17 protein-coding genes and 1 riboswitch are annotated in these 23,639 nt (G+C 49.5%); of the genes, 8 read left to right on the forward strand and 9 right to left on the reverse strand.

Annotated elements, in window-relative coordinates; all coding sequences use genetic code 11:
* The first annotated feature begins 4 nt into the window (after nucleotides 1-4).
* A complete protein-coding gene (locus A372_RS0118185) occupies nucleotides 5-202 on the forward strand; it encodes a hypothetical protein (RefSeq protein ID WP_019422313.1) in 198 nt (65 codons plus the stop codon).
* Between the two features lie 475 nt (nucleotides 203-677).
* Here A372_RS0118185 and A372_RS0118190 read toward each other — a convergent pair whose 3' ends face one another.
* Both A372_RS0118190 and A372_RS0118195 read right to left on the reverse strand, forming a co-directional pair.
* Complete coding sequence (locus tag A372_RS0118190; RefSeq protein WP_019422314.1) at nucleotides 678-1,745, reverse strand: hypothetical protein; 1,068 nt, start codon at nucleotides 1,743-1,745, stop codon at nucleotides 678-680.
* Nucleotides 1,746-1,934: 189 nt separating this feature from the next.
* Nucleotides 1,935-2,387, reverse strand: a complete 453-nt coding sequence (locus tag A372_RS0118195; RefSeq protein ID WP_036704622.1) for a hypothetical protein — start codon at nucleotides 2,385-2,387, stop codon at nucleotides 1,935-1,937.
* Between the two features lie 134 nt (nucleotides 2,388-2,521).
* Here A372_RS0118195 and A372_RS0118200 point away from each other — a divergent pair, with 134 nt between their 5' ends.
* From A372_RS0118200 to A372_RS0118225, 5 genes are all read left to right on the forward strand, one after another.
* Nucleotides 2,522-2,884 carry a helix-turn-helix domain-containing protein gene (locus tag A372_RS0118200; protein WP_019422316.1) on the forward strand — a complete coding sequence of 121 codons (363 nt, stop codon included), beginning with the start codon at nucleotides 2,522-2,524 and terminating at the stop codon, nucleotides 2,882-2,884.
* Between the two features lie 310 nt (nucleotides 2,885-3,194).
* Nucleotides 3,195-3,557 (forward strand): helix-turn-helix domain-containing protein, encoded by a 363-nt coding sequence (locus A372_RS0118205; protein ID WP_019422317.1) that lies wholly within the window; start codon nucleotides 3,195-3,197, stop codon nucleotides 3,555-3,557.
* A 390-nt stretch (nucleotides 3,558-3,947) separates the two neighbouring features.
* Nucleotides 3,948-4,070 carry a hypothetical protein gene (locus A372_RS39095; protein WP_019422319.1) on the forward strand — a complete coding sequence of 41 codons (123 nt, stop codon included), beginning with the start codon at nucleotides 3,948-3,950 and terminating at the stop codon, nucleotides 4,068-4,070.
* A gap of 677 nt (nucleotides 4,071-4,747) precedes the next feature.
* Nucleotides 4,748-4,840: riboswitch (cyclic di-GMP riboswitch) on the forward strand.
* Between the two features lie 99 nt (nucleotides 4,841-4,939).
* On the forward strand, nucleotides 4,940-6,655 hold the full coding sequence (gene ggt, locus A372_RS0118220; protein ID WP_019422321.1) for a gamma-glutamyltransferase: 1,716 nt from the start codon (nucleotides 4,940-4,942) through the stop codon (nucleotides 6,653-6,655).
* 103 nt (nucleotides 6,656-6,758) lie between these two features.
* Nucleotides 6,759-8,804: a methyl-accepting chemotaxis protein gene (locus tag A372_RS0118225; RefSeq protein ID WP_237728561.1), complete on the forward strand. Its 2,046-nt coding sequence runs from the start codon at nucleotides 6,759-6,761 to the stop codon at nucleotides 8,802-8,804.
* A gap of 120 nt (nucleotides 8,805-8,924) precedes the next feature.
* Here the strand turns inward: A372_RS0118225 and A372_RS0118230 are convergent, their stop codons facing one another.
* The 7 genes from A372_RS0118230 to A372_RS0118260 form a co-directional block, all read right to left on the reverse strand.
* Nucleotides 8,925-10,142, reverse strand: coding sequence for a polysaccharide deacetylase family protein (locus A372_RS0118230; RefSeq protein ID WP_019422323.1), 1,218 nt, complete (start codon nucleotides 10,140-10,142; stop codon nucleotides 8,925-8,927).
* A gap of 191 nt (nucleotides 10,143-10,333) precedes the next feature.
* Nucleotides 10,334-11,026: a response regulator transcription factor gene (locus A372_RS0118235; protein ID WP_019422324.1), complete on the reverse strand. Its 693-nt coding sequence runs from the start codon at nucleotides 11,024-11,026 to the stop codon at nucleotides 10,334-10,336.
* Between the two features lie 245 nt (nucleotides 11,027-11,271).
* Nucleotides 11,272-12,432 carry an acyltransferase gene (locus A372_RS0118240; protein ID WP_019422325.1) on the reverse strand — a complete coding sequence of 387 codons (1,161 nt, stop codon included), beginning with the start codon at nucleotides 12,430-12,432 and terminating at the stop codon, nucleotides 11,272-11,274.
* A gap of 222 nt (nucleotides 12,433-12,654) precedes the next feature.
* Nucleotides 12,655-13,890 (reverse strand): sensor histidine kinase, encoded by a 1,236-nt coding sequence (locus A372_RS0118245; protein ID WP_019422326.1) that lies wholly within the window; start codon nucleotides 13,888-13,890, stop codon nucleotides 12,655-12,657.
* Between the two features lie 56 nt (nucleotides 13,891-13,946).
* Nucleotides 13,947-14,642, reverse strand: a complete 696-nt coding sequence (locus A372_RS0118250; protein ID WP_019422327.1) for a response regulator transcription factor — start codon at nucleotides 14,640-14,642, stop codon at nucleotides 13,947-13,949.
* Nucleotides 14,643-14,764: 122 nt separating this feature from the next.
* Nucleotides 14,765-16,516, reverse strand: a complete 1,752-nt coding sequence (locus A372_RS0118255) for a copper amine oxidase N-terminal domain-containing protein (protein WP_019422328.1) — start codon at nucleotides 16,514-16,516, stop codon at nucleotides 14,765-14,767.
* Nucleotides 16,517-16,920: 404 nt separating this feature from the next.
* Nucleotides 16,921-17,874: a lipoprotein gene (locus A372_RS0118260; protein WP_036704625.1), complete on the reverse strand. Its 954-nt coding sequence runs from the start codon at nucleotides 17,872-17,874 to the stop codon at nucleotides 16,921-16,923.
* A gap of 528 nt (nucleotides 17,875-18,402) precedes the next feature.
* Here A372_RS0118260 and A372_RS0118265 point away from each other — a divergent pair.
* A complete protein-coding gene (locus tag A372_RS0118265; protein ID WP_019422331.1) occupies nucleotides 18,403-20,187 on the forward strand; it encodes a VWA domain-containing protein in 1,785 nt (594 codons plus the stop codon).
* Between the two features lie 58 nt (nucleotides 20,188-20,245).
* A complete protein-coding gene (locus tag A372_RS0118270) occupies nucleotides 20,246-23,635 on the forward strand; it encodes a tubulin-like doman-containing protein (RefSeq protein WP_019422332.1) in 3,390 nt (1,129 codons plus the stop codon).
* The last annotated feature ends 4 nt before the right edge of the window (nucleotides 23,636-23,639 follow it).

Here is a 23,639-nt window from a genome sequence, read left to right on the forward strand (position 1 = left end):
CAGCGTGTTCGCTGCGCCCGCTCTGAACCAGATAGACCGCATTCCGCTATGGGATGCGGTCTATCACCGTTATGTGGCGCGTCTTATTGGCACGCGCTGTGCGCAAGGCCGCCGTGCGCTATTGCGGCATTGGCAACCCGCGCTAGCCGCGCCGCTTGAGCCGCATATCATTTGCGCTATGGAAGGCCTGCGCGCACTTTGAACGGATAGCCGGGCGTAGCATGGCATGCGCTGAGAATCGGCTCGTTCATTGGAAAAGATCCAATAGAAGTTCCCATTTAAAGTGGCAATGGTTCATTCTACTGGAAAATCTCCAATCAAATCCCCCCTATATCTGTGATACAGCCGTACTTGAGGCCATTTGACTGTACCATTTCCAATGGAAGCACCCTCTCGGCGCTCATCTTCAACAATCTACTGTACGAAATCCAATGGATGTGAGCATAGTAAGTTAAATGTGCAAAGGTATTACTGTACAAATGAGCAGAGACAGCGTGCTAATAGTAAGTACTCGTTAAGAGCCATAAAAACTGCTGGATTCCTTGATTGGATTCAGTCGCAAGGACCGCTGCCCCAGCACTACCCAGCAGAACCTGCCAGCCCCTCCCAGCGCCTAACTAGCGCCTCCCAGCTCCTATCACCCCTCCCCCCCCCTGCCGCTAGCCCTGCACTGCCTCCTAGTTCAAGGTTCTGCACAAGATAGCGATTGGCGAGGAGGCCGCGCCGGCAATGGCAATCTCTAGTGGGATATTGAGTACACTATGAGCTCTTACCGTTACATTCATGAGTTCACAAGCTTCATTCGGCGCTTTGACGATCGGCACCCCGTACGTGACGCCCTTTATTTTGACGGCCCCTGCAAAGGCTCCGCCGCGCGGATTAAGATAAACAGCCACTTGCTTCGCTTTATGCGTGCGGTTGATAAGACGGACCGATACTTTATATTTGGCGCCGTATTGTCCTTTATTATCAAAGGCGTGTTCCGGGTCATAGCTTAAGGCTGCTTTGTACAGAAAGTCATTCCCTTTGCCCATGATGCTCACGCTCTGCTCCCCTTGCCTTACATCAAAGGAAATCGAGTTGCCCCGAATATCCGCAAAATCCCAAGAGCCTCGCGGGTGGGGAGAATTCGGCGTTACAGGCGGCTCCCGGTGCGTTCTGAGCTCTGCACAATCATGGTTGGCCAATACCGAACGTACCATAAACTGCAACGCTCTCTTCCTTTTCTTCTTCTGTTTCACTGTAAACTCCACAACAGCACCGCTTAATGTATTGGGATTCATCTGCATTTCGTATACGATGCCAATGTCTCCGCCTTGAACTGACTTGTCCACGGGAGGGCGAATATTCCATGTCCCGCCGATGAGGGCTTTGGCCATGCACAATCCTGCCGCAAGAAAATTTTCTGTATGCAACACTTCCTGTACACTTAATTTGGAAATTTGAATCAGGTTAGCACTATCTGCAACGCCATCATTGCTGACCGTGACCGCTGCCCGCACGGGAATGTCCAACCGATTATAATGCCACAGAAACACGCGGTACGATACGCTGTTGCTATCCTTTACCGTATCATGCCATACCGTGGCCATATGGTTGACGAACGGCACGCTGTCATTAATCGATTCGGGATTATCGCTAATAAACAACCGTCTTCTGCCACTTCCTTGCGCTCCTGAAATATCTGATGGTACCGGTACGGCGCTTAATTCGACTTTTTGTTTGTCAGGCTGTGTACAAGACATGAATATCCCTCCTTTGAAATAAATGAAGGCGCATGTGTACAAGATCATTGTATGAGCCATGTGGGTGAGACAAGACGATAAATCTATTTTTCTTCTCTTGCGGTTGTATAATTGATGCACAGCATAGCAGAACAAATGAAATAGACCGCACACCTTAGGAAAGGGCGGGTCTATATCTTGGTGCGTCGGTTAGTCGTCATTTTGTTCATCTGGAGGCTTAGGTTCTTTCAGGAAATGCACATAATCCGCACCCGTTTGCAGGAAAAAGGAGTACGCATCGAGCGGGTGCTCGTCCGATGCGAATGAAATGCATATGCGATAATTGCTCTTTGTCTTGAATTCGTTGTACGTAAAGGCAATCAGCCTTAGCGGAGCCGTGTGTGTGATGGTCGATTCTTGGAGGTCGTGAAACACGGTGGGATACTTCATTTTTAATATGCTGATTCGATGATATGACAGCTGTTGAAGATAACTGCTCTTGTCTTGTTCCATAATTTCGAATCCGTAGTTGAAGTCCCCTTTATGAAGCACAACGATTTGTTCATTCCCAAGCATGTACATCGCCTTAAATTGGTACCATAGGTGTTCATCCCGTTCATTACACAACACGACGTCCTGAACGTTGTGGATTCTAGGTATCACACGATCACCTCGAAGACATATATTACTTCTATAACGACATAATAACATTTATATATATTAAAAACAACAATAGCATTCATAATGGTGTTTTGATCGCGATAGCTTTCTTATATGCTTAGGATGAGGTGAACGGAATGGCGGACTTGAAAATATTTTTAGGAGATCGGATTCGACAGCTGCGCAAGCTGAAAGGATATACCCAAGCGGATCTCGGGGACAAATGCGGAATGAAAGCATCATACATCGGAGGTGCCGAGCGCGGCAGCATTAATATTTCACTGGATTCGCTAGAACGGATAATTCGGGCGCTTGACGTAAACATTGAGGAATTCTTCCAGTTCGATACAGCCAACGTAAACGCCGAACGTCTCGGTATCGCCGGCACACTTGAGCTGCATGTGAAGCTGCTTAAGGGCAGGGAGCCAGACGACGTGAAGCTTGTCCATCGCATTGCCAAAGATATGTTAGAGACGTTTGACCGCAGAATGAATACATAATTGAAGGGGCCTGCAAAGCCTCTTTTTTTTGGATTGGCGTGCCCAGAAGCACGCATCTCCTTGCCGGTGAGAGTCCAGTCACGGGAGGGGCCAAGTTTAGCGCTCGGTGATAAGGCTTCCGTGTCACGACCTTATGTGTACTCTCCCATACAGTCAGGAAGGATACCATCGAGGGTATGAATACCTCGAAGACATATATTACTTCTATATTGACATAATAACATTTATATATAATAAAAACAATAATGGCATTCATAATGGTATTTTGATCGCGATAGCTTTCTTATATGCTTAAGATGAGGTGAACGGAATGGCGGACTTGAAAATATTTTTAGGAGATCGGATTCGACAGCTGCGCAAGTTCAAAGGATATACCCAAGCGGAGCTCGGAGACAAATGTGAAATGAAGGCTTCGTACATCGGAGGTGCCGAGCGCGGCAGCATTAATATTTCGTTGAATTCGCTAGAGCGGATGATTCGGGCGCTTGACGTAAGTATTGAGGATTTCTTCGCGTTCGATACAGCCAACGTAGACGCCGAACGTCTCGGTATCGCCGGCACACTTGAGCTGCATGTGAAGCTGCTTAAGGGCAGGGAACCGGACGACGTGAAGCTTGTCCATCGCATTGCCACAGATATGCTCGCGACATTTGACCGCAGAATGAATACATAAAATGGAGTAAGGGGCCCGCAAGGCCTCTTTTTTGTATCGTCTCACTTTCCCCTTCATTCAGATGACAGTTTTTCTTCCTTTTTAATCGTGACTGTGATGTCTTCTTCTTCTTCGGCTTCTGTTGTATCTAGGAGGGATAACATCGGATGCTCATATGTAGATTAATCCTTCTTGCTTTTGTGCGTTTTGAGCTGCTGCGCTCCTGTCTGTTGGATTTCGTCCAATAGATTGATGAGGTTGTGTGGAGAAAGGAAACTTCCATTGGATACTGTACAGTCAAATGACCTTATATTCGGCTGCTTCACCGGACTAGGATTGATTTGAGCGGAGGTTTTCCAGTGGATTGCACCATTTCCGCTTAACATGTGAATTTCCATTGGATGTTTTCCAATGGCAGTGCTGCTTCAATACGCTTGGTCACCGATAAGCAGCGCTCAGCTGCTACACTGCCCAAAGCTTGGCAACGCGCGCGGTCCCGAAGCGCTCGTTGTGGTGCAGCTGGAGCGAGTCTGAACCCCTATGGTTCCGTTGCATTCGTGAAATGCACGTGATTCGACGTATTGCAGATATGTTGTGCACGACTGAGTGTATTGCAAGGAATTAGTGTTGTTGTGCACGACTTGGACATATTGATTTATTGTGCTCGATTGGGCTTTGGGGCTCTTGCAAAAGGCTCGAGGCAGTACTGTGAAGCGGTACTCGGTGAGAAGGCTTATGAGCCCTGTCCTTACCCTGCCCTTATGTGCACTCTCCCATATAATCAGGAGTGATAACGTCGAGGAAAAGGTACACGTAATATCATACACAAATGACATGACCACAGGAGGGATATGTTACGGAAAAGACAGACGGTCATATCTTGCGCGAACGGCATGACGTAAGCCAATGAGGAGAGTGAACCGAACGCACAAAGGGAGCCGCCTCCTTCTGATGGAAGGGGAGAATGAAGCAAAGGGGCGGTTGAAGCGAATCACCGAAGTGTGATGCCACTGCACGAACGGAACATTTCGTTACTGATCACAACTCGTGATATATGACAATCTTGGAAATGTGAGACATGCAATATACATAATTTCACTGCAATAACCGATAAATGATAGTGAAGGAGCGGCCGCTTCTGAGTGATAGGTTTCGAGAAGAGGATAATTTTCAATTATGTATATGAATATATGAATAAATAATCATGTAATAACAGAAAAAGGCACACCGTTCGAGAGAATGTGCCGCAAAGCTACAGGGGCTAATGTCTTCCTTCCGGCAGATGATGCCAGCCTGTTGCCTGCCATCCTGATTCTTATGATGAAGAAGGTGACAATGGGGGCGCCTTTTTTTATTTTCTTGATTCTACAATATGCACACGATGGAAGGAGAATGACGTAATCATGCGGTTTACTTTTAAAAAGTGGTCTATGTTGCTAATGTCTTGTCTGCTTTTTGTGACTTCCTTCTCAGCAGCCGGTGCAGCCAACCGTCCGACGACGATGGCTCAGAACGGAATGGTAACTACGCCTCACTATTTGGCATCCGCGGCGGCTCTGCAAGCGCTTGAGGATGGGGGCAACGCCGTGGAAGCCGCCATTGCGGCCGCATCCACGCTCGCCGTCGTCTATCCGCACTATACGAGCATTGGCGGAGACAGCTTCTGGCTGATCTACAACGCCAAGACGAAAGAAGTCAAGGCGCTGAACGCGAGCGGGCGATCGGGAGAGAACGTCACCATCGATTTTTATAAAAATAAAGGGTATGACAAAATCCCATCGCGCGGATATCTTGCGGCCAACACTGTGCCGGGGGCGGTATCTGGCTGGGGAGAAGCTTATGAATATGCTAAAAAGTCGATGGACCGCCATTTGCCATGGGACAAAGTGCTGGAACGGGCCATTGGATATGCGGAAAATGGCTACCCGGTAACTCCGAATCAGGAGTACTGGACGAAGCTGAATCTAGATACAAGCGACAAGGAATTGAAAAACCTGCAGCGCTTCGAAAGCTTCCGTGACACCTTCCTGAAGCCGAACGGGGAAGCTTATAAACCAGGTGAAGTCATGGTGCAGAAGGACTTGGCCAAGACATTGCAGACAATTGCGAACAAAGGGGCAGACGCCTTCTATAAAGGTGAAATCGCCGATAAAATCGTCAAGGACATTCAGGAAAATGGCGGAGTGCTGACGAATAAGGATTTTGCCGAGCACAAAGCGGATTGGGTGAAGCCGATTTCTGTCGATTACCGCGGATATACAGCGTACAACGTTCCGCCGAACTCGCAGGGCATGGCGTCATTGTCCATTCTCAACATTTTGAACAACTTTGATGTGAAGAGTATGGGTGAAGGCACGGCCGATTATTACCATGTTATCGTGGAGGCTACCAAGCAGGCATTTGCCGATCGGGACAAGTGGCTGACTGACCCTGATTTCGTTGATATTCCGCTTGACCAGCTGTTGTCTAAGCAGCATGGCCAAGACATGGCTGCCCGCATTGATATGAAGAAAGCGGCAGAATCCGTCAAGCCGCTCGATCCAAAAGGGGATACGGTATGGCTTGGCTTCGTGGATAAGGACGGCAACGCCGTATCTTTGATTCAGAGCCATTACTTTGACTATGGTGCAGGCGTCGTCGCTAAGGACACCGGCGTTATTTTGCAAAATCGGGGCAGCTTCTTCTCCTTGGACCCGAACCATATTAACAAGCTGGAACCGAAAAAGCGCACGTTCCATACGTTGAATCCGGCGATGCTCTTAAAAGGAAATAAGCCATATGTGCTGTACGGCACGCAGGGCGGCGAAGGGCAACCGCAGACACAGACGGCGCTTATTACGCGAATTGTCGACTTCGGATTTACAGTGCAGGATGCGATCGAAGCGCCGAGATGGCTGCATGGACGCAACTGGGGATCCTCGTCGAACGATCTGAAGATGGAAGGACGCGTTCCGCAGGCGGTACGGGATGAACTCGTGAAGCGCGGCCATCCGGTGCAGCCGATTGCCGAATACACGGATACGGTTGGCCAATCGGGTGTCATTCTGATTAATCCGGACACCAACGTCAAATTCGGCGGTGCCGATCCGCGGGGCGAAGGAGCGGCGCTAGGCTATTAATTAAATGGATGTGTGAGACGGAAGACTGCCGGGCAAGTACCGGCAGTCTGCTGCCGTCGCAACGCAATGACGGCGCTAGAGGTAGGAAATGGAGATGAAACCGATGGGAAAGTTGGAACCGTTTCTCAACAAAGCGATGGCTAGAAACGGGTTGTTATCACGGTTTACTGGGAAGCTGGGAAATAAGCTGGCGGCGTGGTTTCTCATCGTCGCATTAATTCCGCTGCTGCTTACATCCCTGTATTTATATCAGTTCAGTTCGAAGCAGTTGGTAGACAAACAAACAGAATCATACGTGAAATTAGTTACAAGTACGTCGCTTATTATGAATCAATGGTTAACGGAGCGCATGTCGCAAATGGACATTTTGTCCCTCACTACAGACATTCGTTCAACTGACCAAGCGGCGAAGGCTGAGTTTATCCAACAATTTACGAAGAGCGCGAACGTGTTTGACGGCAATACATATATCGGTTCAAACGGCATCGTAATTGCGGATACGTTCCCAGACAGTGTCGGCATCGACTTGTCTGAGCGTCCATTTTTCCAGAACGGATTGAAAGGCAAATCAAGCTATACCGACGTTATATTGGCGAAGACGACAGGCAAGCGCTCCATTATCGTCGCATCGCCGGTCAAAGGGAAGCAAGAGAACGTCATCGGAGTGCTGACCGGTCTTATTAACTTCGAGGCGTTCGCCGATCGCTTTCTGCAGGATCTGTACATCGATAACGGAGCGGTCTATCCGATCATAGTCGACAATTTGGGGCAGATTCAGCTGCATCCGAACAAGGAATGGCTCGGAAAAAAAGTGAGCGAACTTGAGCTTGCTTCGGATTTGGGCGGCATTTTGCTGAAGCAGGAGAATGAGGCATCTTCTTACCATTATACAGATAACGGTGAATCCTACGTGGTAGCCTATTCCCCGATTCAGGCTACTGGGTACGGCCTTTATTTGCATATACCGGAAACGTCCATTACCTCGGCTGTATCTTCGATGAAGACCAATGTTACGGTCATCATGCTCTTCGTCACTATCTTGGTCATGTTCATCGCAATCATCCTATCCCGCAGTATTACAAGACCTATTGCTAAAGTGGCTGTTGTAGCGGAGCAGGTGTCGATTGGCGAATTGACCGTTGAACCGCTATCTGTCCGTACCAAGGATGAGGTGGGGATGTTGTCACAGGCGGTCAACACGATGGTGGGGCAATTACGCAGCTTTATTGTGGATATTAACGCCACGGCGCAGCAGGTGGCAGTGTCCGCTGAAGAGCTCTCCGCCAATGCGGAGCATACGAGCAAGGCGACCGAGCATATTGCCGTTACGATTCAGGAAGTAGCGGATGGCACGGAGAAACAAGTACGCAATGTAGAAAATAGCGTGCAATCCATTCATGATGTGTCGGTTGGCGTGCAACAAATTGCCTTGAATGCCCGTCAGGTGGCTGATTCAGCGGGGAATGCCTCCGACAGCGCGCAAGAAGGCCATCAATCGATGGAATCGATGACGAAGCAGATGGGCGCCATCCATGATACAGTGCTGCAGCTTGCGGAGATCGTGAAGCGCCTCGGGCAGCGGTCCGCGGAGATCGACAGCATCGCACAGGTCATTCACGGCGTTGCCTCGCAGACCAACCTGCTCGCGCTCAATGCGTCGATCGAAGCGGCACGCGCTGGCGAACAAGGCCGCGGATTCTCTGTCGTTGCCGGCGAAGTGAAGAATCTGTCTGAGCAGACGGCACAGTATGCGCAGCAAATTGCAACCTTAATTGATGCGATTCAATCGGAGACGAATCAAGCCGTACAATCGATGGAGCAGGGAACGAAGGAAGTGACAGTCGGCATCGACGTAGTCCAACAAGCTGGCGACTACTTCGAACAGATTCTGCAGGCGATCCGACAGGTCGCAGAACAGATTCAGAACGTAAGTGTCTATGCGCATCAAATGTCCCAGGATACCGACCAAGCGGTCAACCGGGTACAGCAAATTACGGCGGTCGCTGAGCAATCCGCGGAAGGCACGCAGAATGTGTCCGCTGCAACCGAAGAACAGCTTGCCGCGATGGAGGAGGTCAGTTCCTCGTCCACGGCGCTGGCCAAGATGGCGGAAGATCTGCAGGCGCATGTGTCGCGCTTTAAGGTATAGCGATTAGGGTCTGATATGGAGAACGGTGATGCTTCGAAATGCTTCGAGGCTCCTGTTCTCCATTTATTTTTTCGCAAAAAAAAGACGCAGCCTTGGATGGCTGCGTCTTCTTCGATAGGCTTAGGCATTCGGAGCTGGTGAAGTCGAAAGAGTAACCTTTTTTTTCTTGTTGTTCCAGTCAATTCGAATATCGTATAAATTGCAGAACTCACGCAATGGAATCATGACTTCGTTCCCTTTCATACTCGGAAGCTTCTTCGTAAAGCGGACTTCCTTGCCGTCGACCGTAACGTTCAGGGGAACGTTCGGGTTCTTGCCGACGTCTTTCCCGTTTCCTTGTTCTTTAAGCAGCTTAATTAAGTCCTCCGGCGATTGCTTGCTGTTCCCTGCGTCGAACCGGAATGCATTTTTGTCTTTTCGCGTCGTCATCCCTTTCTTGATCGTGAAGGAGAGCTCGATCTTAAGCGAATTCATGACCCCGATCACATCCTTATTGAAAGCCCCGTAAGGAAAGGCGATGATGCCCTGCGTGTTGCCAAGCTCTTGGTGCAATCGCTTCTCAGCTGTCGCTAAATCGCCCGTAATGCGCCCAATGTACTCTTCATCGTTCTCCACCCGCTGTTTATCTTTCAAATAAAGATGACGGGTCAGCATTGGCTTCGTTTTCCCCCCAGCGTCGATGGGACCGTATTTATGGGAATTGTACGTATGGCTGTAGAAGCTCATGCCTTCTTTTTTCATTTCCCGCATCTGGTCCCATGTCAATTTCGGGCGTCCTTCGCGGTTATCGATGAAGGACACGATGACAAAATTTGTAGCGGTGTAGTTGTATTTTTTCAAAATAGGAAAGGCGTGGGTATAAAAGCTCTCATACCCATCGTCGAACGTAAGCAAGATGGCGTTATCCGGAATCGCTGCCCCTTTCGTCATGAAGTTGACATAGTCGTCCATGGTGATGACGTTGAAGCCGTTCGTCTTGAATAGCTCCATCTGGTGCTCGAATTGCTGCACGGGCAGCATGTGGGGCTTTTCCGGCTTATCGACAATATCGTGATACATGAGCACTGCAACCTGATCCGAATAATAGGTTGCAGTTGAAGTGGAAGCGACCGGACTGGCGGCAGCTACGCTCATGCCAAGCGTGTTCTTAATGAACGAAGCCGAGGCCATCAATTGTCCGCTATCCATCGTAACGGCCGTGGAATCATTTATTTCTTTTCCATCCACCACAACAGAGATGGCTTGGACGGTATTGTTCTGCACACAACCAGTTAACAGATACAATAACGGCAGACATAGAAGCATAACTTTGAATGAATGGGGAAGTTGAACCTTCATGGATGAATCCTCCTATAGTGTTTCTTCTATATAGGAGTGTAAAAGGAGGATCTTAACGAATCTGTACCTCATTCCTTAACGAATGCTTATTATTAGCGAAATAAATATGGTTTTTGTTAAGGAATTGTTAATGAATCGACAGTAAAAAAACTCCGAATCCGCGGTAAGGCGGACCGGAGTTATGTAATCCCTTATTCCAACTTGTAGCCGATGCCCCATACCGTCTTGATGTATTTCGGGTTTTGGCCGTCCTCTTCGATTTTTTCACGGAGCTTGCGAATGTGAACCATGACGGTATTCTTCGATTCCATGAAGGGTTCGTTCCACACTTCTTGATAAATTTTCTCCATGCTCATTACGATGCCGTGATTTTTCGCCAACAGCTTCAGAATGGCGAACTCGCGCGGCGTCAGCTTCACAGGTGTGCCATCCACAGTTACGGTGTGGGTGGCAATATTGATGGCCAAGCCGTCAATTTGAATCTCGTTCACATTTGGGAGACGTATTGGATTGAACTGATTATACCTGCGCAGCTGGGATTTCACCCGCGCCATTAGGACGAGCGGATTGAACGGCTTCGTTACATAATCGTCTGCTCCGATACTGAGTCCTGCGATCTTATCGATGTCCCGGCTTTTAGAAGACAGCATAATAATGGGGGTGGTATTTTTCTCCCGTATTTTTTTACATGTCTGAAAGCCATCCATTTGCGGCATCATGACGTCCAAAATAATGAGATCGATCGGATGTCTTTGAAGCAGCTCCAATGCGGCTAATCCGCTGCTCGCTTTCAGCAGCTCGTACCCCTCGTTCTTCAAATAGATCTCGATCAGCTCCACCATTTCATTTTCGTCGTCTACCAACAATATGGTCTCTTTAGACATCGGACAAGCTCCTTTACAGCATCTATTCCCTCACTATTAGCAAGTGTAGAAGGAAGAACTTAATAAATCCGTGCCTAAAACCTTAAAGATAGCTTATCATTTGCGAAATAAATCCAACTTTCGTTAAGAAATTGTTAATAATTGACGCAGCAAAAACTCCGGCACCGCCATACCGCAGGCCGGAGTTATGTAATCCCTGGAAGGGGGATCGGAATGAGTTGAATCTCATTGATTTCAATGTCCCGTTAATGATTGCTTGCGGCGACCGTAATAGGCCGCTGCGGCTTCCGCGCGGGAATATTCCCGAACAGGAGCCAGGAGTGGGGCAGAATCTGGACGGCCAGGGCAACGATAATCCAAGAGCACACGAGCGCAAACAGGAAGCCTCCTGCGTACCACAGATGATGGAGCTGCGATATGGAAGTGTGCGGCGGAAACATTCGGTACACGAGCAGAAAGAACGGATGGATAAGATAGATACCGAACGAGAGCTCTCCGAGCCGCTTCATCCATCGATTAAGCCAGGACCATCCATGCCGGTGCAGCATATGCGCAATTTGAAAAGCGATTAAGGCAAAAGCATACGTATGCACATTCCATAACAGCTCATACAAGAGCGAATTATACTGAATGCCGTTCAGGCGGGTGTTATGCCAAACATAGACATGGCCTAGACCGGCAGCCAATCCGATAGACCACAACGCTATCCAGGATGCGATGCGGCCGGCATTCGCGTTCTCCCTGCTAACGTTGAGCCAAGCTTTCAGCTTCGGATAGTAGATTCCGATGCAAGCGCCCAGCAGGAAGTAAGACATGTAGGAGAGCGACCAGCTTCCCTTATTGGGCACTTGGAGAAAGTATTTGTTCAGCAGGATGAACGTCCACTGCAGGGCCAACCCAAGCGGGACACTCCATTTGGCGATGATTGGCTTGCGTTGGAACAGCCACAGGAACAGTGGAAACAGCAGATAGAACTGGATGCTGATAAAGACAAAATACAAATGCGTATATGCTTTTCCCGTCGCCAGCTGCATGATGAACTTCATAACCGTTTCTTCAAGGGAACGGTCGCGGTAATGAATAACGTGCAGCAAAACGAAATAAAACACGGAAAATAGACAATACGGAACGATAATGTACTTTAGTCTTTTTTTGTAGAAATTGACGATAAGCCGTTTGTCCAATGGACGCGAAGCATAATTGTAGAACAGAACAAAGCTGCTCAAAAACAGAAATGTAGGCGTTCCTATTTTCGTAAAAATGTTAAAGAAATTGTAAAGGATATAATAATTAGAATCCTTCATGGCAAGCGTTGCGAACGATGTTGAGTGCACGGACAGAACCCCGAGAATCGCCATGGCTCGAACGAGCTGAACTTCGGACAGCTTTTCTCTCACAGACTTCACTACTCCCTCTTTGTTTTCTATTTAGCGAAGTATAAGGGAGGGATCTTAACGATTCCGCACAGCATTTCTTAGCATTTGCTTATCAAATCATTAAAACATTACTAATGATTCCGGCTTGTCGGAGGTCAGCGGCGGGAAAATGAAGTGAGGGTGTGTGCCATGTCTCGAGCATGGGGGATAAAAAAGAGCTCACGCCCTTGAAGGTGAGTGAATCAATCACCTTCAAACAGTGTGAGCTCTGGGAAGAGGGAACCTCGTTTCGAACGTTGTCTGGCGTTCGTCGCTATATGCGGATATTTTACCGCCATGCACCTCGATAATGCTTTTCGTAATCGCGAGGCCGAGACCAGTACCGCCCGTTTCCTTCGAGCGGGATTGTTCCACCCGGTAGAAGCGGTCAAATATGAATGGCAGGTCTCTCTCCGAAATCGGCTCTCCGTAATTTGTAATTTTGACGAACGTCTCATCCCTTTCTTCGCCGATAAAAATGTCGATGTATTTGCTTTTATTTCCATATTTTATTGCATTAGATATCAGATTCTCGTAAGCGCGAACGAGTCTGTCTCCGTCGGCGGCGATCTTAAAAGGCTGATCCGCTGCATGAATGCGGCAAGTCATCTCTGCGCGTTCCAAGCTGGGCACGAACTCTTCGATTAACTGCCTGATGAAACCGTCCATGTCCAATTCGACAATTTCAAGCGGAAAGCCGTTGTTGATGCGTGTATACTCGAACAGATCGTCTATCAAATTTTTCAAGCTCAACGCTTTCTCGTAAGCGATGTTGACGTAATAGCGCAGCTCGATCTCATCCTTATAGCGATCGTTTTCAATGAGCTCCAAGAAGCCGAGAATGGAGGTTAGCGGCGTCCGTAAATCGTGCGATACGCCCGTAATGAGATCATTTTTCGTCTTTTCGGCATTTCGTTCTTCTTGGATAGAATGGCTCAATTGCGCGCTCATTTGATTAATGCTGTCCGCCACCAAGCCCAGGTCGTTGGAGGGCTTGACCGGTATGACATGCTCGAACTGTCCCTTCGCTATTTCTTGCAGGCCGTACGTAATCTCCTGCAAATAGCTATTCAACTCCTTTGCCATCACATTCACATGGCCAGCGATCATTCCGAGCTCATCCGATGATTTGATCGGAATGGTGTAATCGAAATGTCCGTTGGAAATTTCCTTCAAGCCTTGGTTGATTTGTTCGAGATAACGGATAATGGTGCGGCTCAGCAAAAAATAGAGAACAAAGAACAATGCGATGCCGGTCACGATGAGGACCGGGGTTGAGCCGATATTGTTCACGACCCACTTAATCGGAATGTTGTAAGGCCTGAAAGCAAGTATATACGTAGACAACAAGCGGCCAAGCAATAGAAAGAGCGCCGTGCCGGCCAGACTTGCGACGAACACAAGCAGGAACTTCCACCGGACCGTATAAATCAGTTTGTTTTTTTCCATCCCCGCATCTCCCTGTTCAGAAGTTGTTCAAATAGTCCCCTTTTGATCACGTGCTATTAAGAATCCATCTTATAGCCGATGCCCCATACCGTCTTAATATATTTCGGGCTCTGGTTGTCCTTTTCGATTTTTTCACGGATTTTACGAATATGGACCATGACCGTATTTTTCGATTCCATGAACGGTTCGTTCCATACTTCCTGATAAATTTTCTCCATGCTGAGCACGATGCCGCGGTTCATTGCCAGTAGCCTCAGGATGGAGAATTCTCGCGGCGTCAGCTTCACGGGGATATCGTCCACCGTTACGGAATGGGTGGCGATATTGATAACCAGGTCGTCGATTTGAATCTCGTTCTCGTTCGGGAGACGTCTGGTGTTGAATTGCTTGTACCTGCGCAGCTGGGATTTCACCCGCGCCATCAGGACGAGCGGGTTGAACGGCTTCGCCACATAGTCATCCGCTCCGATGCTGAGTCCCGCGATCTTATCGATGTCTTGGCTTTTGGCGGACAACATAATGATCGGGATGGTGTTTTGCTCACGTATTTTCATGCATGCCTGAATGCCGTCCATGTGCGGCATCATGACGTCCAAAATAATCAAATCGACCGAATGGTTCTGCAGCAGCTCCAGAGCCACCAATCCGTTGCTTGCTTTCAAGAGTTGATACCCCTCGTTTTTTAAATAAATTTCGATGAGTTCTGCAATTTCTTTCTCGTCGTCTACCAATAATATCGTCTCTCTAGTCATCGGACAGACTCCTTTTCGATATGCTGCAATTTTCCTTATCGGGTAAACGCGCGACAAGACGCCCCTTGTCACAGGAAGCGTCTTGACATATCATTCATCCGATTCTTCTTGTAATCAATGACTTATTCCTTCGCATCCGGCATAGGCAAAAATACCATATGGATCGGCAGATTGCTGCCAGAGGCGAGAACGAATGAAATTTGGACCGTTTCTTCCTTGTTGCCGGTGCGGTACAGCACGCCGGCTTCTTCCGGATTGATCAAGATGCTTTCTTCCGTCATATTGACCACCTTGCCGTTGACCAGAAAGGCTCCGGCATAGTGTCCGCCGCGCGCATTCAAGGCAATGACGGTCCGGGGGGCAACTTTGATTTGCGTGCTGTAGAGCACGCCCGTATTGCCGATATTTCGTTCCTCGTTCCCTGTGATACGGTCTTCGCCGACCACGAAATCATCGTTGTTATCATCCCCGATGATAATTCGCTGCGGCTTTTCCCCAAGCGTGCCGCTGATTTCGAGCGACCGGTTGCCTTGCGGGAACGTCCCCCGCACATGCCTGCCGTCCCGTTCCAAGTAGCTCAGCTGCGGAAGGGAGGTGATAGGTTCCTTATCTGGATCGAGTATGACAACGGAAAATTCGATCTCCTGATCGGTATGAAACTCCGAATATGACGTCATGGTCAAGCCCGGCTTGAGGGTCACCTTGCTAATATCGGGCAGCACGATGGCCGTCTCGCCTGCCGGTACCTTGAATGAGTTCACAGGCTCGGAAATGGTCAAGGATTTGAGAAATCGCGATACGGCTGTTTTGCCGCTGGTAGAAACATATTTCGTCGGTCCGCCCATCCCGAACGATTTCAGGGTGACGTTCGCTTCATCTGTGCCGTGGTTCGTCGCCAGCAAGTACACCGACAATTCCTTCTGCGAACGGTTCTGATTGTGAATGTTAATCCGGAAATCGCCGGTCAGCTTATCCTGATAGCCGATGCCTTCCTCTCCGTACAGATGCTCAGGGCTGTTGCTGCGCACGAACGTCATCGGGTTGGATATGGCGTTGTATGTAACCTGCTCATAGCCCAGCACATCATAGTTTTGCACGGCGATTTTGCTTCCCGGCGGTGTGAAGAGCAGTCCGTGCTCTTCAGGCGAGTACAAAATTTCATCCGTTACCGATACCGTCTTGGTGACCGAATGAGTCAAGCCGTGCTTGTTCTCTACCTCCAGCGTAATCTGGTGTTCGCCCGTCTCGAAAAATGCGGGTGCTTTGCCAGTCCACGTTCTCTTCACAATCTCGCTGTTCTCGTCATGACTGCGATCTTCGTAACGAATGTTCTCGCCCATCCGGTAGATGGTCTTATCCGTGAGGAAATCGGCCACAGGCGCGGAATGGCTCTCAGGGCCTGTATTCCAGGACAAAGTGTAGCTCGTTCCGGATGCGCTCAGCTTGCTGTCCGTCAGATCGGCCCATGTGCGCAGCGGAACCATTAGGCTGCCCTTCTGAGCGTATATTATGCCCGCCGAAGTGACGGCAGAGCCGTTGACATCGATGTTCTTCGTATCCGGTGTGAAGCGGAGAGTCACGCTGTCTTTCATGGCTATTGTCTCTTTTGTCTCTGCATCGTAGGAGAGCGAGAAGCCGTAGAGCTGCGCGATGCTCTTCAGAGGGACATAGGCTCTGTCCCCTTTTTGGGTAACTGGCTGATCGGCTTTGATCGTCTGGCCATTGTAGTTCATGCTGCTGCTATTTTCCGTTAAGTTGAGACTGTGGCTGGAACTGCCTGCTGCGCTCGTGGTCTGTCCGAAGGCAAATAGCTGCCAGGACAGCACCGTACCTATCGCGATTACTTTAAAGCTTTTTGAGATGTATGCATTCATGCTTCCACTCCTTCATTATAGTTGATCTAGAATTTTTAACATATGGACGTGTGAATATATATTTAACGCTTGTTTGTCGGAAAAGTTTCGCACTGAAGTCGAATGCTGGAATAAGAGGGGATGCGAGGAGGTGTGGAGCGTCGCGGTTCATAGGCGAAAAAATATTTACAAAATTTTGATCATTGAGCACCATAAAGTGAAAAACAGGTTGCATGACGGGGTCAAAAAAACGAGCTTTGTGCCGGATGCGAGCAGATGGAGTCAAAGCAGCCAAGCCTGTGGACTGCTTTGACATCGATGCCTTGTGGCCATGAACCCGTCCCGGGACGTTAATCCCAATCATTACCACGTCTCGGTGCACAAAATAAAGAACAATTTTCACGGGGTTGCGGTTCATTACAACGTCATATCGTTGAGCTTCTTACGGCCGTTATCTGAAAATCGGGATCCCATTCATATTTTTCATGATAGATGCGGTTCACTTCTGTGGCCAAGCGGTCCCAGTTGTCATTCGGATATTGCTGTATCATCCGGTACAAGCGGAGGAACCGGTCCTTGGGCAGCCGATGTGCGTAACGCCGCACTAATCCGGGATAAGACTGCACGTAACGCTTCATGCGCACGGCCGCACCGGCAGCTCCGGTGAGAATGTCTTGCCCGTTATCGAGTCCGAGAATTTCAACTTCATGATTGATGACATATTGAAACGTTTTGTCTTTGATCAAATCACGTTTGATTTTGGATATTTCGCCGATGTAATCGGCCAGCAGCGGATCATACTGGTTAATCAGCAACGGCTCCAGCACCAAGTCCATATCTTTGCGAAGCGCGAAAAAATGGAGCAGCGCAACCTGCTGCAGCCGAATGGTGTCATTATGGAGCAGCGTGCCGAGCTCGCGCAGCAGCTCATAGGTTAATTGCTTGTCTGTATCCCAGTTGGCAAAGGCGGTTTCCCAGTCGCGGTACACATCCTGCCCGATTCGTTCCCGCTCGCGCTTCAGCAGCTTATCGAGCGCCCGGTTGACTTCGAACGGCCTCATTCGCTGTTGCATGAACCAGAGGAGCGATATAAGCAGAAGTCCAGCGGCTCCACAGAGCGCCATCTGCAAGGGGCCATCGCTCAGCAGCACGCCTGCAAGCGCAAAGAGCGCGGAGATGAACAGCCGTGCGCAATCCGCACGCTTCACTTCCTTCGCCGCCTGCCGTTCAACGGGGATGATGGAGGATTTCCCGCAGGATGGGCACTCCTCCTCGGATAATATCGTAAAGGTTTGACAATGTTTGCAAACCCTTAACTTTTGATAGGCGTATCTCGTTGTATGATAGGGTCTAAAAAATACAGGTATCTTTTTCATCATGATTGTCCGCTTTCGCCATTTAGTATAGTTAACAGGGTTTGGTCGATATCAGCATGAGAGGGCGTCGATTTGCGGCGAACCCAATAAAGTATTGATTTGACGGCGACAAATAGAAACAAAATGCCTATACATCCGTATGCTAACATATGAAAATCCTTCCTTTTGCTTAAATATATAAGATGAAGCGGGAGGGATATGTGATTTTTACCCCCATTCGCTGTCTGTGTTGAGTGATATTGAATAACGGTGCGGAAAAATTCACGCTTTGCACACGCACTTATAGTCACTGATTATATCATAACGGGTGATTCGTGGTAGAATTAGTAAATAAATTGTCATATCAGGCAGACTTATGACGGGAAAGGAAATTGTTTATTCAGGAAATCTTCATATAATATTAAGAATTATGAGGTATAAACATATAGTACCGATCCGCCTATTAAGACTTTATACCTAATGGCTGAAAAGCTATTTTTTAAATCCGTATTATGTTATTCATTAAACATTTTTTCATAAAGGAGTACAACTATGCTTCGTAGAAATGATTTCGCCTTTACAATGTTGTTGACTCTATCCATATTATTGCTGCCGTTGATAGGGCAACTTCCCGCAGCACATGCCGCTCAGCAATCTTCCAAAATCGACTCTGTCCTCGTGGTGGACGTGAGCAACTCGATGGACACAAGCGATAAGGACAAGATCGGCAATGAAGCGATGAAGATGTTCATCGATATGTTGTCTGCCGCGGGCGACAAAGTCGGGATCGTCGCTTATACCGATAAAATAGAACGCGAGAAAGCCTTGCTGGAAATTCAATCTGATGCGGATAAGCAGGATTTGAAGCAGTTTATTGATCAGTTGAACCGCGGGCCTTATACGGACATTGCCGTAGGCGTGAAGGAAGCTGTCAAGGTGCTCCAGCACGGCGCCGATCCGGCGCATGAACCAATGATTGTGCTGCTCGCTGACGGCAACAACTACTTGAACAAACAAGGAAGCCGGACGCAGGAGCAGTCTGACCAAGAGCTCAATGAGGCTGTAGCCGACGCCAAAAAGAAAGGCATTCCCATCTACACGATCGGACTGAATGCCGACGGTCAGCTGAACAAGGATGCGCTGGCAGAGCTGTCGAAGCAGACGGGCGGCAAGTCGTTCGTGACGGCCTCGGCGGATGAGCTGCCGCAAATCTTAAGTGAAATCTTCGCCAGTCACTTGAAGCTGAAGATTGTGCCGATCCAATCGATTACGGCCAACGGAAGCTATCAAGATGTCATCGTGAATGTGCCGAATGCCAACGTCATGGAGGCGAACATTTCTCTCATGTCGTCCAAGCCGGTCGATGTGAAATTATTCGATCCATCAGGCAAGGAGGCAGCCATTCCTTCGGATGACGCGCAGCTGTCACGCTCTAAGAGTTACTCTCTCATCAAGCTGCTGCAGCCGGCTCAAGGCGACTGGAAGCTGCAGGTCAAAGGGGTAGCCAAAGACAAAATCGATATCAATCTCGTCTTTAACTATGATCTGGAGCTTGCGATGGACCCGCTGTCGGCCCAAGCCTACAAGAAGGGCGACAAAATCGAAATCAGCTCGTATCTAACGAGCAACGGCCAGAAGCTGCAGAACAATGCGCTCTATCCAAATATGAATGCCGTATTGACCGTGAAGGATCTGGATACAGGCGATACGAAAGAAATCCCGCTTAACAATCTCGGCGATCGCTTTGAGGGCGCTTATGAGATTGAGGATAAGCATGAATACGAGTTGAAGGTGCGAGCGGAAGAGAAGAGCTTCTATCGGGAGACAGAGCCAGTCAAGGTGAGCGCCAAGCCTGGTGGATCGGGCGGCACCGCTGCGGCGGGCTCGGCTGAGGCTGAGGAGAAGAAGCCGTTCCCGGTATGGGCAGTGGTCATCGGAGCTGCCGTCTTGGCGGCGCTTGCCGCTGCGGCCTACTTCATTCTCGCAGCCGTGAAAAAGGCGACGCGCGGCTTCGTCGGTCAGATGGTGATCGAGATCCGCGACGAGAACACGGGGGAGAAGACATACCCGCAGTATAAGAAGCTGACGGCCTTCAAAGGCAAATTTACACTCCATCAGCTGCTGCAGCTGGCGCCTGAACTGAAGGAAACCGAAAAGATCGTGTTTGTGCCAAGCAAGGGCGACCGCGTCATGCTGAAGAACGGATCAGCAGGTACGATTGAGAAGTCCGGACGCGCAGTGGATGCGAGCAGCGGCCTGGAGTTGAAGACTGGTGACCGTATTACCGTACCGTTAAGCAATGTCGACAAAACGGTATTGATCGAATATCTCGTTTAGGTACTTCTCGGTGCTGAAAAGCGACCTTTTTGAACACATACGTATAGGGGGAACCTCAATGAAACCGATAGTAAGAGAACATATTCAGCAGTTGGACGTGTCGCTTGGCGGGGGAATCGTCAGCGATAAGATTCGGGTCGAGACAATTGACAATCCGATTCTCATTATCGGGCTTGGCGGCACTGGAATCGACGCGCTGCTGCGCTTGAAATATCAGATTAACCGCCGCTTCAAGCTGCCGGAAGACCCGATTTCGAAGAAAAAGCGCGAGAAGCCGGACAACGTGGAGTTTCTGGCGTTCGAGACGAATGAACAGGATCGCAACAAAAAATATAGGGGGATCGGCCTCGATCCGCTCAACGAATTCGTGCTGCTATCGAATGCGGAAATCGGCGGATTGCTGCAGAACCGCAGCATTTTGGAGCCGTACATTACCGAATGGCTGTCGCCCGAACTGAGCATCACCGACGGCATGAACGGCGCGGCGGGCGTGCGCCAGGCGGGGCGGCTGCTGCTGTTCACGAAGATCAATCAAGTCGTGCAGGCGATTGATAAAAAAATCAAAACGCTGTCCGTCGGCACGAACAAGAAGCTGATGGTGTTCCTGCTGTCCGGCTTGTCCGGCGGAACGGGAAGCGGCTGCTTCCTGGACATCTCGTACATCGTGCGAGGCATCATTGAGCGCGATCACGGCTCCGCAGGCATCGATCGCGTCAATACGCTCGGTTACTTGTTCACGCCGGATGTGAACTTGGCGAACAAGAGCTTAAGCGAGCATACGCGCGAATATGTCAAGAAGAACGGCTATGCCGCGCTCAAAGAGCTCGATTATTGGATGAATGTCGACAGCCGCGGCGAACGGTTCCAGCAGAAGTACGGCAACATTTTGACGGTCAATTCGCCGCTGCCGCCGTTCAATCTATGCCATCTCATCTCGGCAACGAATACCGAAGGCAAGCTGCTGGAGAACGCTTATGATTATTGCATGAACGTAACGGCGGAGAACATTACGAACTTCATGGCGAGCGAGGAGAAGGAGTCCGGCGAAGAGTTCGCGATTCACGACTATATCAGCAACATCCGCACGAACATCGCCCAGATGAACAAGGCTTATCCGGCCAACTACGAGTACAACATTATCGGAGCTTCCTCGGCGGTGCTGCCGATTGAAGAGATGACGACGTATCTCGGCTACCGCTTGTTCGACAAGATGGAGAAGATGTTCGAGAAGGCGCCGAGCCAAGAGGATGTTGAGAAGTTCGCGCGCAAGCTGGGCATTGATCTCGACACAATGGTGAAGACGTTCGAATCGCGCGTTCCCGAGCCGCTTCCGGGTTATGAGAACAGCGAGCGCTTAAGCTATCACAATGTCATCAAAATGCAAGTCGTCAACATGGATACTGAGCTGGAACAGAGCTTTCTGGCACGGGTCCGTGAAGAATATATTAAGGCGAAGAAGCAATTGCCGGGTGAGATTGTCGGTCAATTCACGGACCAGATTCGCAGAATGTTCCTTCATCCAGAGCAGGGGCCCTTTTATGTATCGCGCCTCATCTACACGGAGAAAGGCTTCTGTCTCTTGAAGATGCTGCTCTCCTATATCGAGACGCTGCGCGAGAATCTGCACCGGATCCCGCGTGATATTGAGTCAGCGCAGGAGCAGGCGAACGATAGACTTGGCGACGCGAAGAGCGCGTTTATCTCCAAAGACAAAAAGAAGAACAACTACATCGAGGCCAAAATTAACGAATACTGGCTGCATGCCGATGTGGAGCGCACGGAGCAGATGATCGAATTTTACGAGGATCTGTACGAGCTGCTGAACCATGAGAACAACCGCATTTATAGCGTATTTACCGAAATTTTGAACGCGTTGAACTCTATTTTCGAGAAAAATGGTGACATCCTGATCAATGGCGAGGAGCAGGCCGATCATAAAGGCAACCGCACTTACTACTGGAATATTGTCAGCGTGCCGGACATTTCGAAGGTGATCAGCAACATTATGGAGCAGAGGGAAGTGGACGATCTGATCCGCGACTTCTCCATGGAGCTGTTGAACCACTCGAACCAATGGATTAAGGAGCAGGAGCTTGATATCGTCAGCTCGATTTCTGACTTCCTGTCGGACAAGTTCGGAGATTTGATTACGCAGTCGATGGAAGAGTTCCTGGTGATGAAGTTCGGCAACGAGGAGTCGATCGACAAGTTTGTCGAGCGCAGCATCGCAAGCAAGCTGGACGGAGAAGCGGTGCCGGTATTCCACTTGAGCAACAGCTCCGGCAATCTGCACTTCCCGCGCTGGGGCTTCGTGTCTGTCCCAGTGAAGGCGCCAAGTATTCTGAAGGGGATTCGCAACTACCAGAACAACGCGGTCGGCAAGTCCAACTTCACCGTGAAGGAGAGCGAAGTGAAGAATCGCATCTTCTGGCTGAATACGCACAACGGCGTGCCGCTCTTCGTGTATACGCCGCTGAAAGTATATGAAGAGAGCTATGAACGGACGATTCTCGACAAGGAGGGCATCGGCCGCCATCTTGTGCAGACCGATAAAGTGAACTGGACGTATTTGCCGTCACCGATTCCAGAGAAGTCGTGGGGCGATACCTACATGAACGCACGAGTCCAGAAGTACAATTCTCGTGTCCGGACGGAATTCGACAAGGCGCTGCAGTTCAAGGTCATCGTCGAGAAAGGCATGGATCAGAACACGAGCAATCGCTATGCCGTCATCTTCACGAAGCCGTTTGACTTGAATGGCGTTCTGAATGGCTATGATCTGCAGCTTCAGGCAGCCAAGCCGAACCTGGGCGAGGTGAAGCGGGCTTATCTCGATCTGAAGCGCATGCTTGAGAATGGATTGGAGCAAGAGGGAGCCAAAGATTTATTCGGCAGCATTAACGATGAGCTGGCGAAGGAAAATCTCATTCGCTCGCCTGAGCTTATTTTGCGCGTGCGCGAGGAGCTTGCCAAATACGACGCCATCCGTGCGAAGGCAGCCGAATTCGAGGAACTGATCGGGCAGCACCAAGATGAGGAGAAATGGCAGGACCAATTTATCGAAGCGCTCTACACCGGAACGATTTGTAAGAAGGGCGCGCTCTATGTCTATGACCGGGATGCCGAGGAGGAGGCTTGGGAGCCGTTCGCCAACTTGGTGAAGAGCCGTGATTATGTAGAGTTCGAGGTGTTCGAGAGCTTCCGCAAGCTGGATGAGAAGCACCGCAGCACGCTGCTGCGCAAGGCGGCCCGCCGCTCGGCGGAATTGACCGCTTCGGAGGATGTGACTCCGCTCTTGACGAAGCTGGATGACTTGTACGAGGCGTTCCTGGAAGCGCGCGAACACTTGGAGTATGAGAAGATCGAATTGACGAACGGCGAAGATGCGTATCAATTTTATAAGCAGCTGACAACGAAGCTTAACGCGATTCGCAGAAAGTTGAAATAAGCGG

This window comes from Paenibacillus sp. OSY-SE (genome assembly GCF_000283315.1).
Lineage (GTDB): Bacteria > Bacillota > Bacilli > Paenibacillales > Paenibacillaceae > Paenibacillus_B > Paenibacillus_B profundus.

What these genes read in the sequence shown, in the direction of transcription:
- A372_RS0118190 (WP_019422314.1), bottom strand. Translation starts at nt 1,745, where the DNA reads ATGTCTTGTACACAGCCTGACAAACAAAAAGTCGAATTAAGCGCCGTA.
- A372_RS0118200 (WP_019422316.1), top strand. Translation starts at nt 2,522, where the DNA reads ATGGCGGACTTGAAAATATTTTTAGGAGATCGGATTCGACAGCTGCGC.
- A372_RS0118205 (WP_019422317.1), top strand. Translation starts at nt 3,195, where the DNA reads ATGGCGGACTTGAAAATATTTTTAGGAGATCGGATTCGACAGCTGCGC.
- A372_RS39095 (WP_019422319.1), top strand. Translation starts at nt 3,948, where the DNA reads ATGGCAGTGCTGCTTCAATACGCTTGGTCACCGATAAGCAGCGCTCAG.
- ggt (WP_019422321.1), top strand. Translation starts at nt 4,940, where the DNA reads ATGCGGTTTACTTTTAAAAAGTGGTCTATGTTGCTAATGTCTTGTCTG.
- A372_RS0118225 (WP_237728561.1), top strand. Translation starts at nt 6,759, where the DNA reads ATGGGAAAGTTGGAACCGTTTCTCAACAAAGCGATGGCTAGAAACGGG.
- A372_RS0118230 (WP_019422323.1), bottom strand. Translation starts at nt 10,142, where the DNA reads ATGAAGGTTCAACTTCCCCATTCATTCAAAGTTATGCTTCTATGTCTG.
- A372_RS0118235 (WP_019422324.1), bottom strand. Translation starts at nt 11,026, where the DNA reads ATGTCTAAAGAGACCATATTGTTGGTAGACGACGAAAATGAAATGGTG.
- A372_RS0118245 (WP_019422326.1), bottom strand. Translation starts at nt 13,890, where the DNA reads ATGGAAAAAAACAAACTGATTTATACGGTCCGGTGGAAGTTCCTGCTT.
- A372_RS0118250 (WP_019422327.1), bottom strand. Translation starts at nt 14,642, where the DNA reads ATGACTAGAGAGACGATATTATTGGTAGACGACGAGAAAGAAATTGCA.
- A372_RS0118255 (WP_019422328.1), bottom strand. Translation starts at nt 16,516, where the DNA reads ATGAATGCATACATCTCAAAAAGCTTTAAAGTAATCGCGATAGGTACG.
- A372_RS0118260 (WP_036704625.1), bottom strand. Translation starts at nt 17,874, where the DNA reads ATGATGAAAAAGATACCTGTATTTTTTAGACCCTATCATACAACGAGA.
- A372_RS0118265 (WP_019422331.1), top strand. Translation starts at nt 18,403, where the DNA reads ATGCTTCGTAGAAATGATTTCGCCTTTACAATGTTGTTGACTCTATCC.
- A372_RS0118270 (WP_019422332.1), top strand. Translation starts at nt 20,246, where the DNA reads ATGAAACCGATAGTAAGAGAACATATTCAGCAGTTGGACGTGTCGCTT.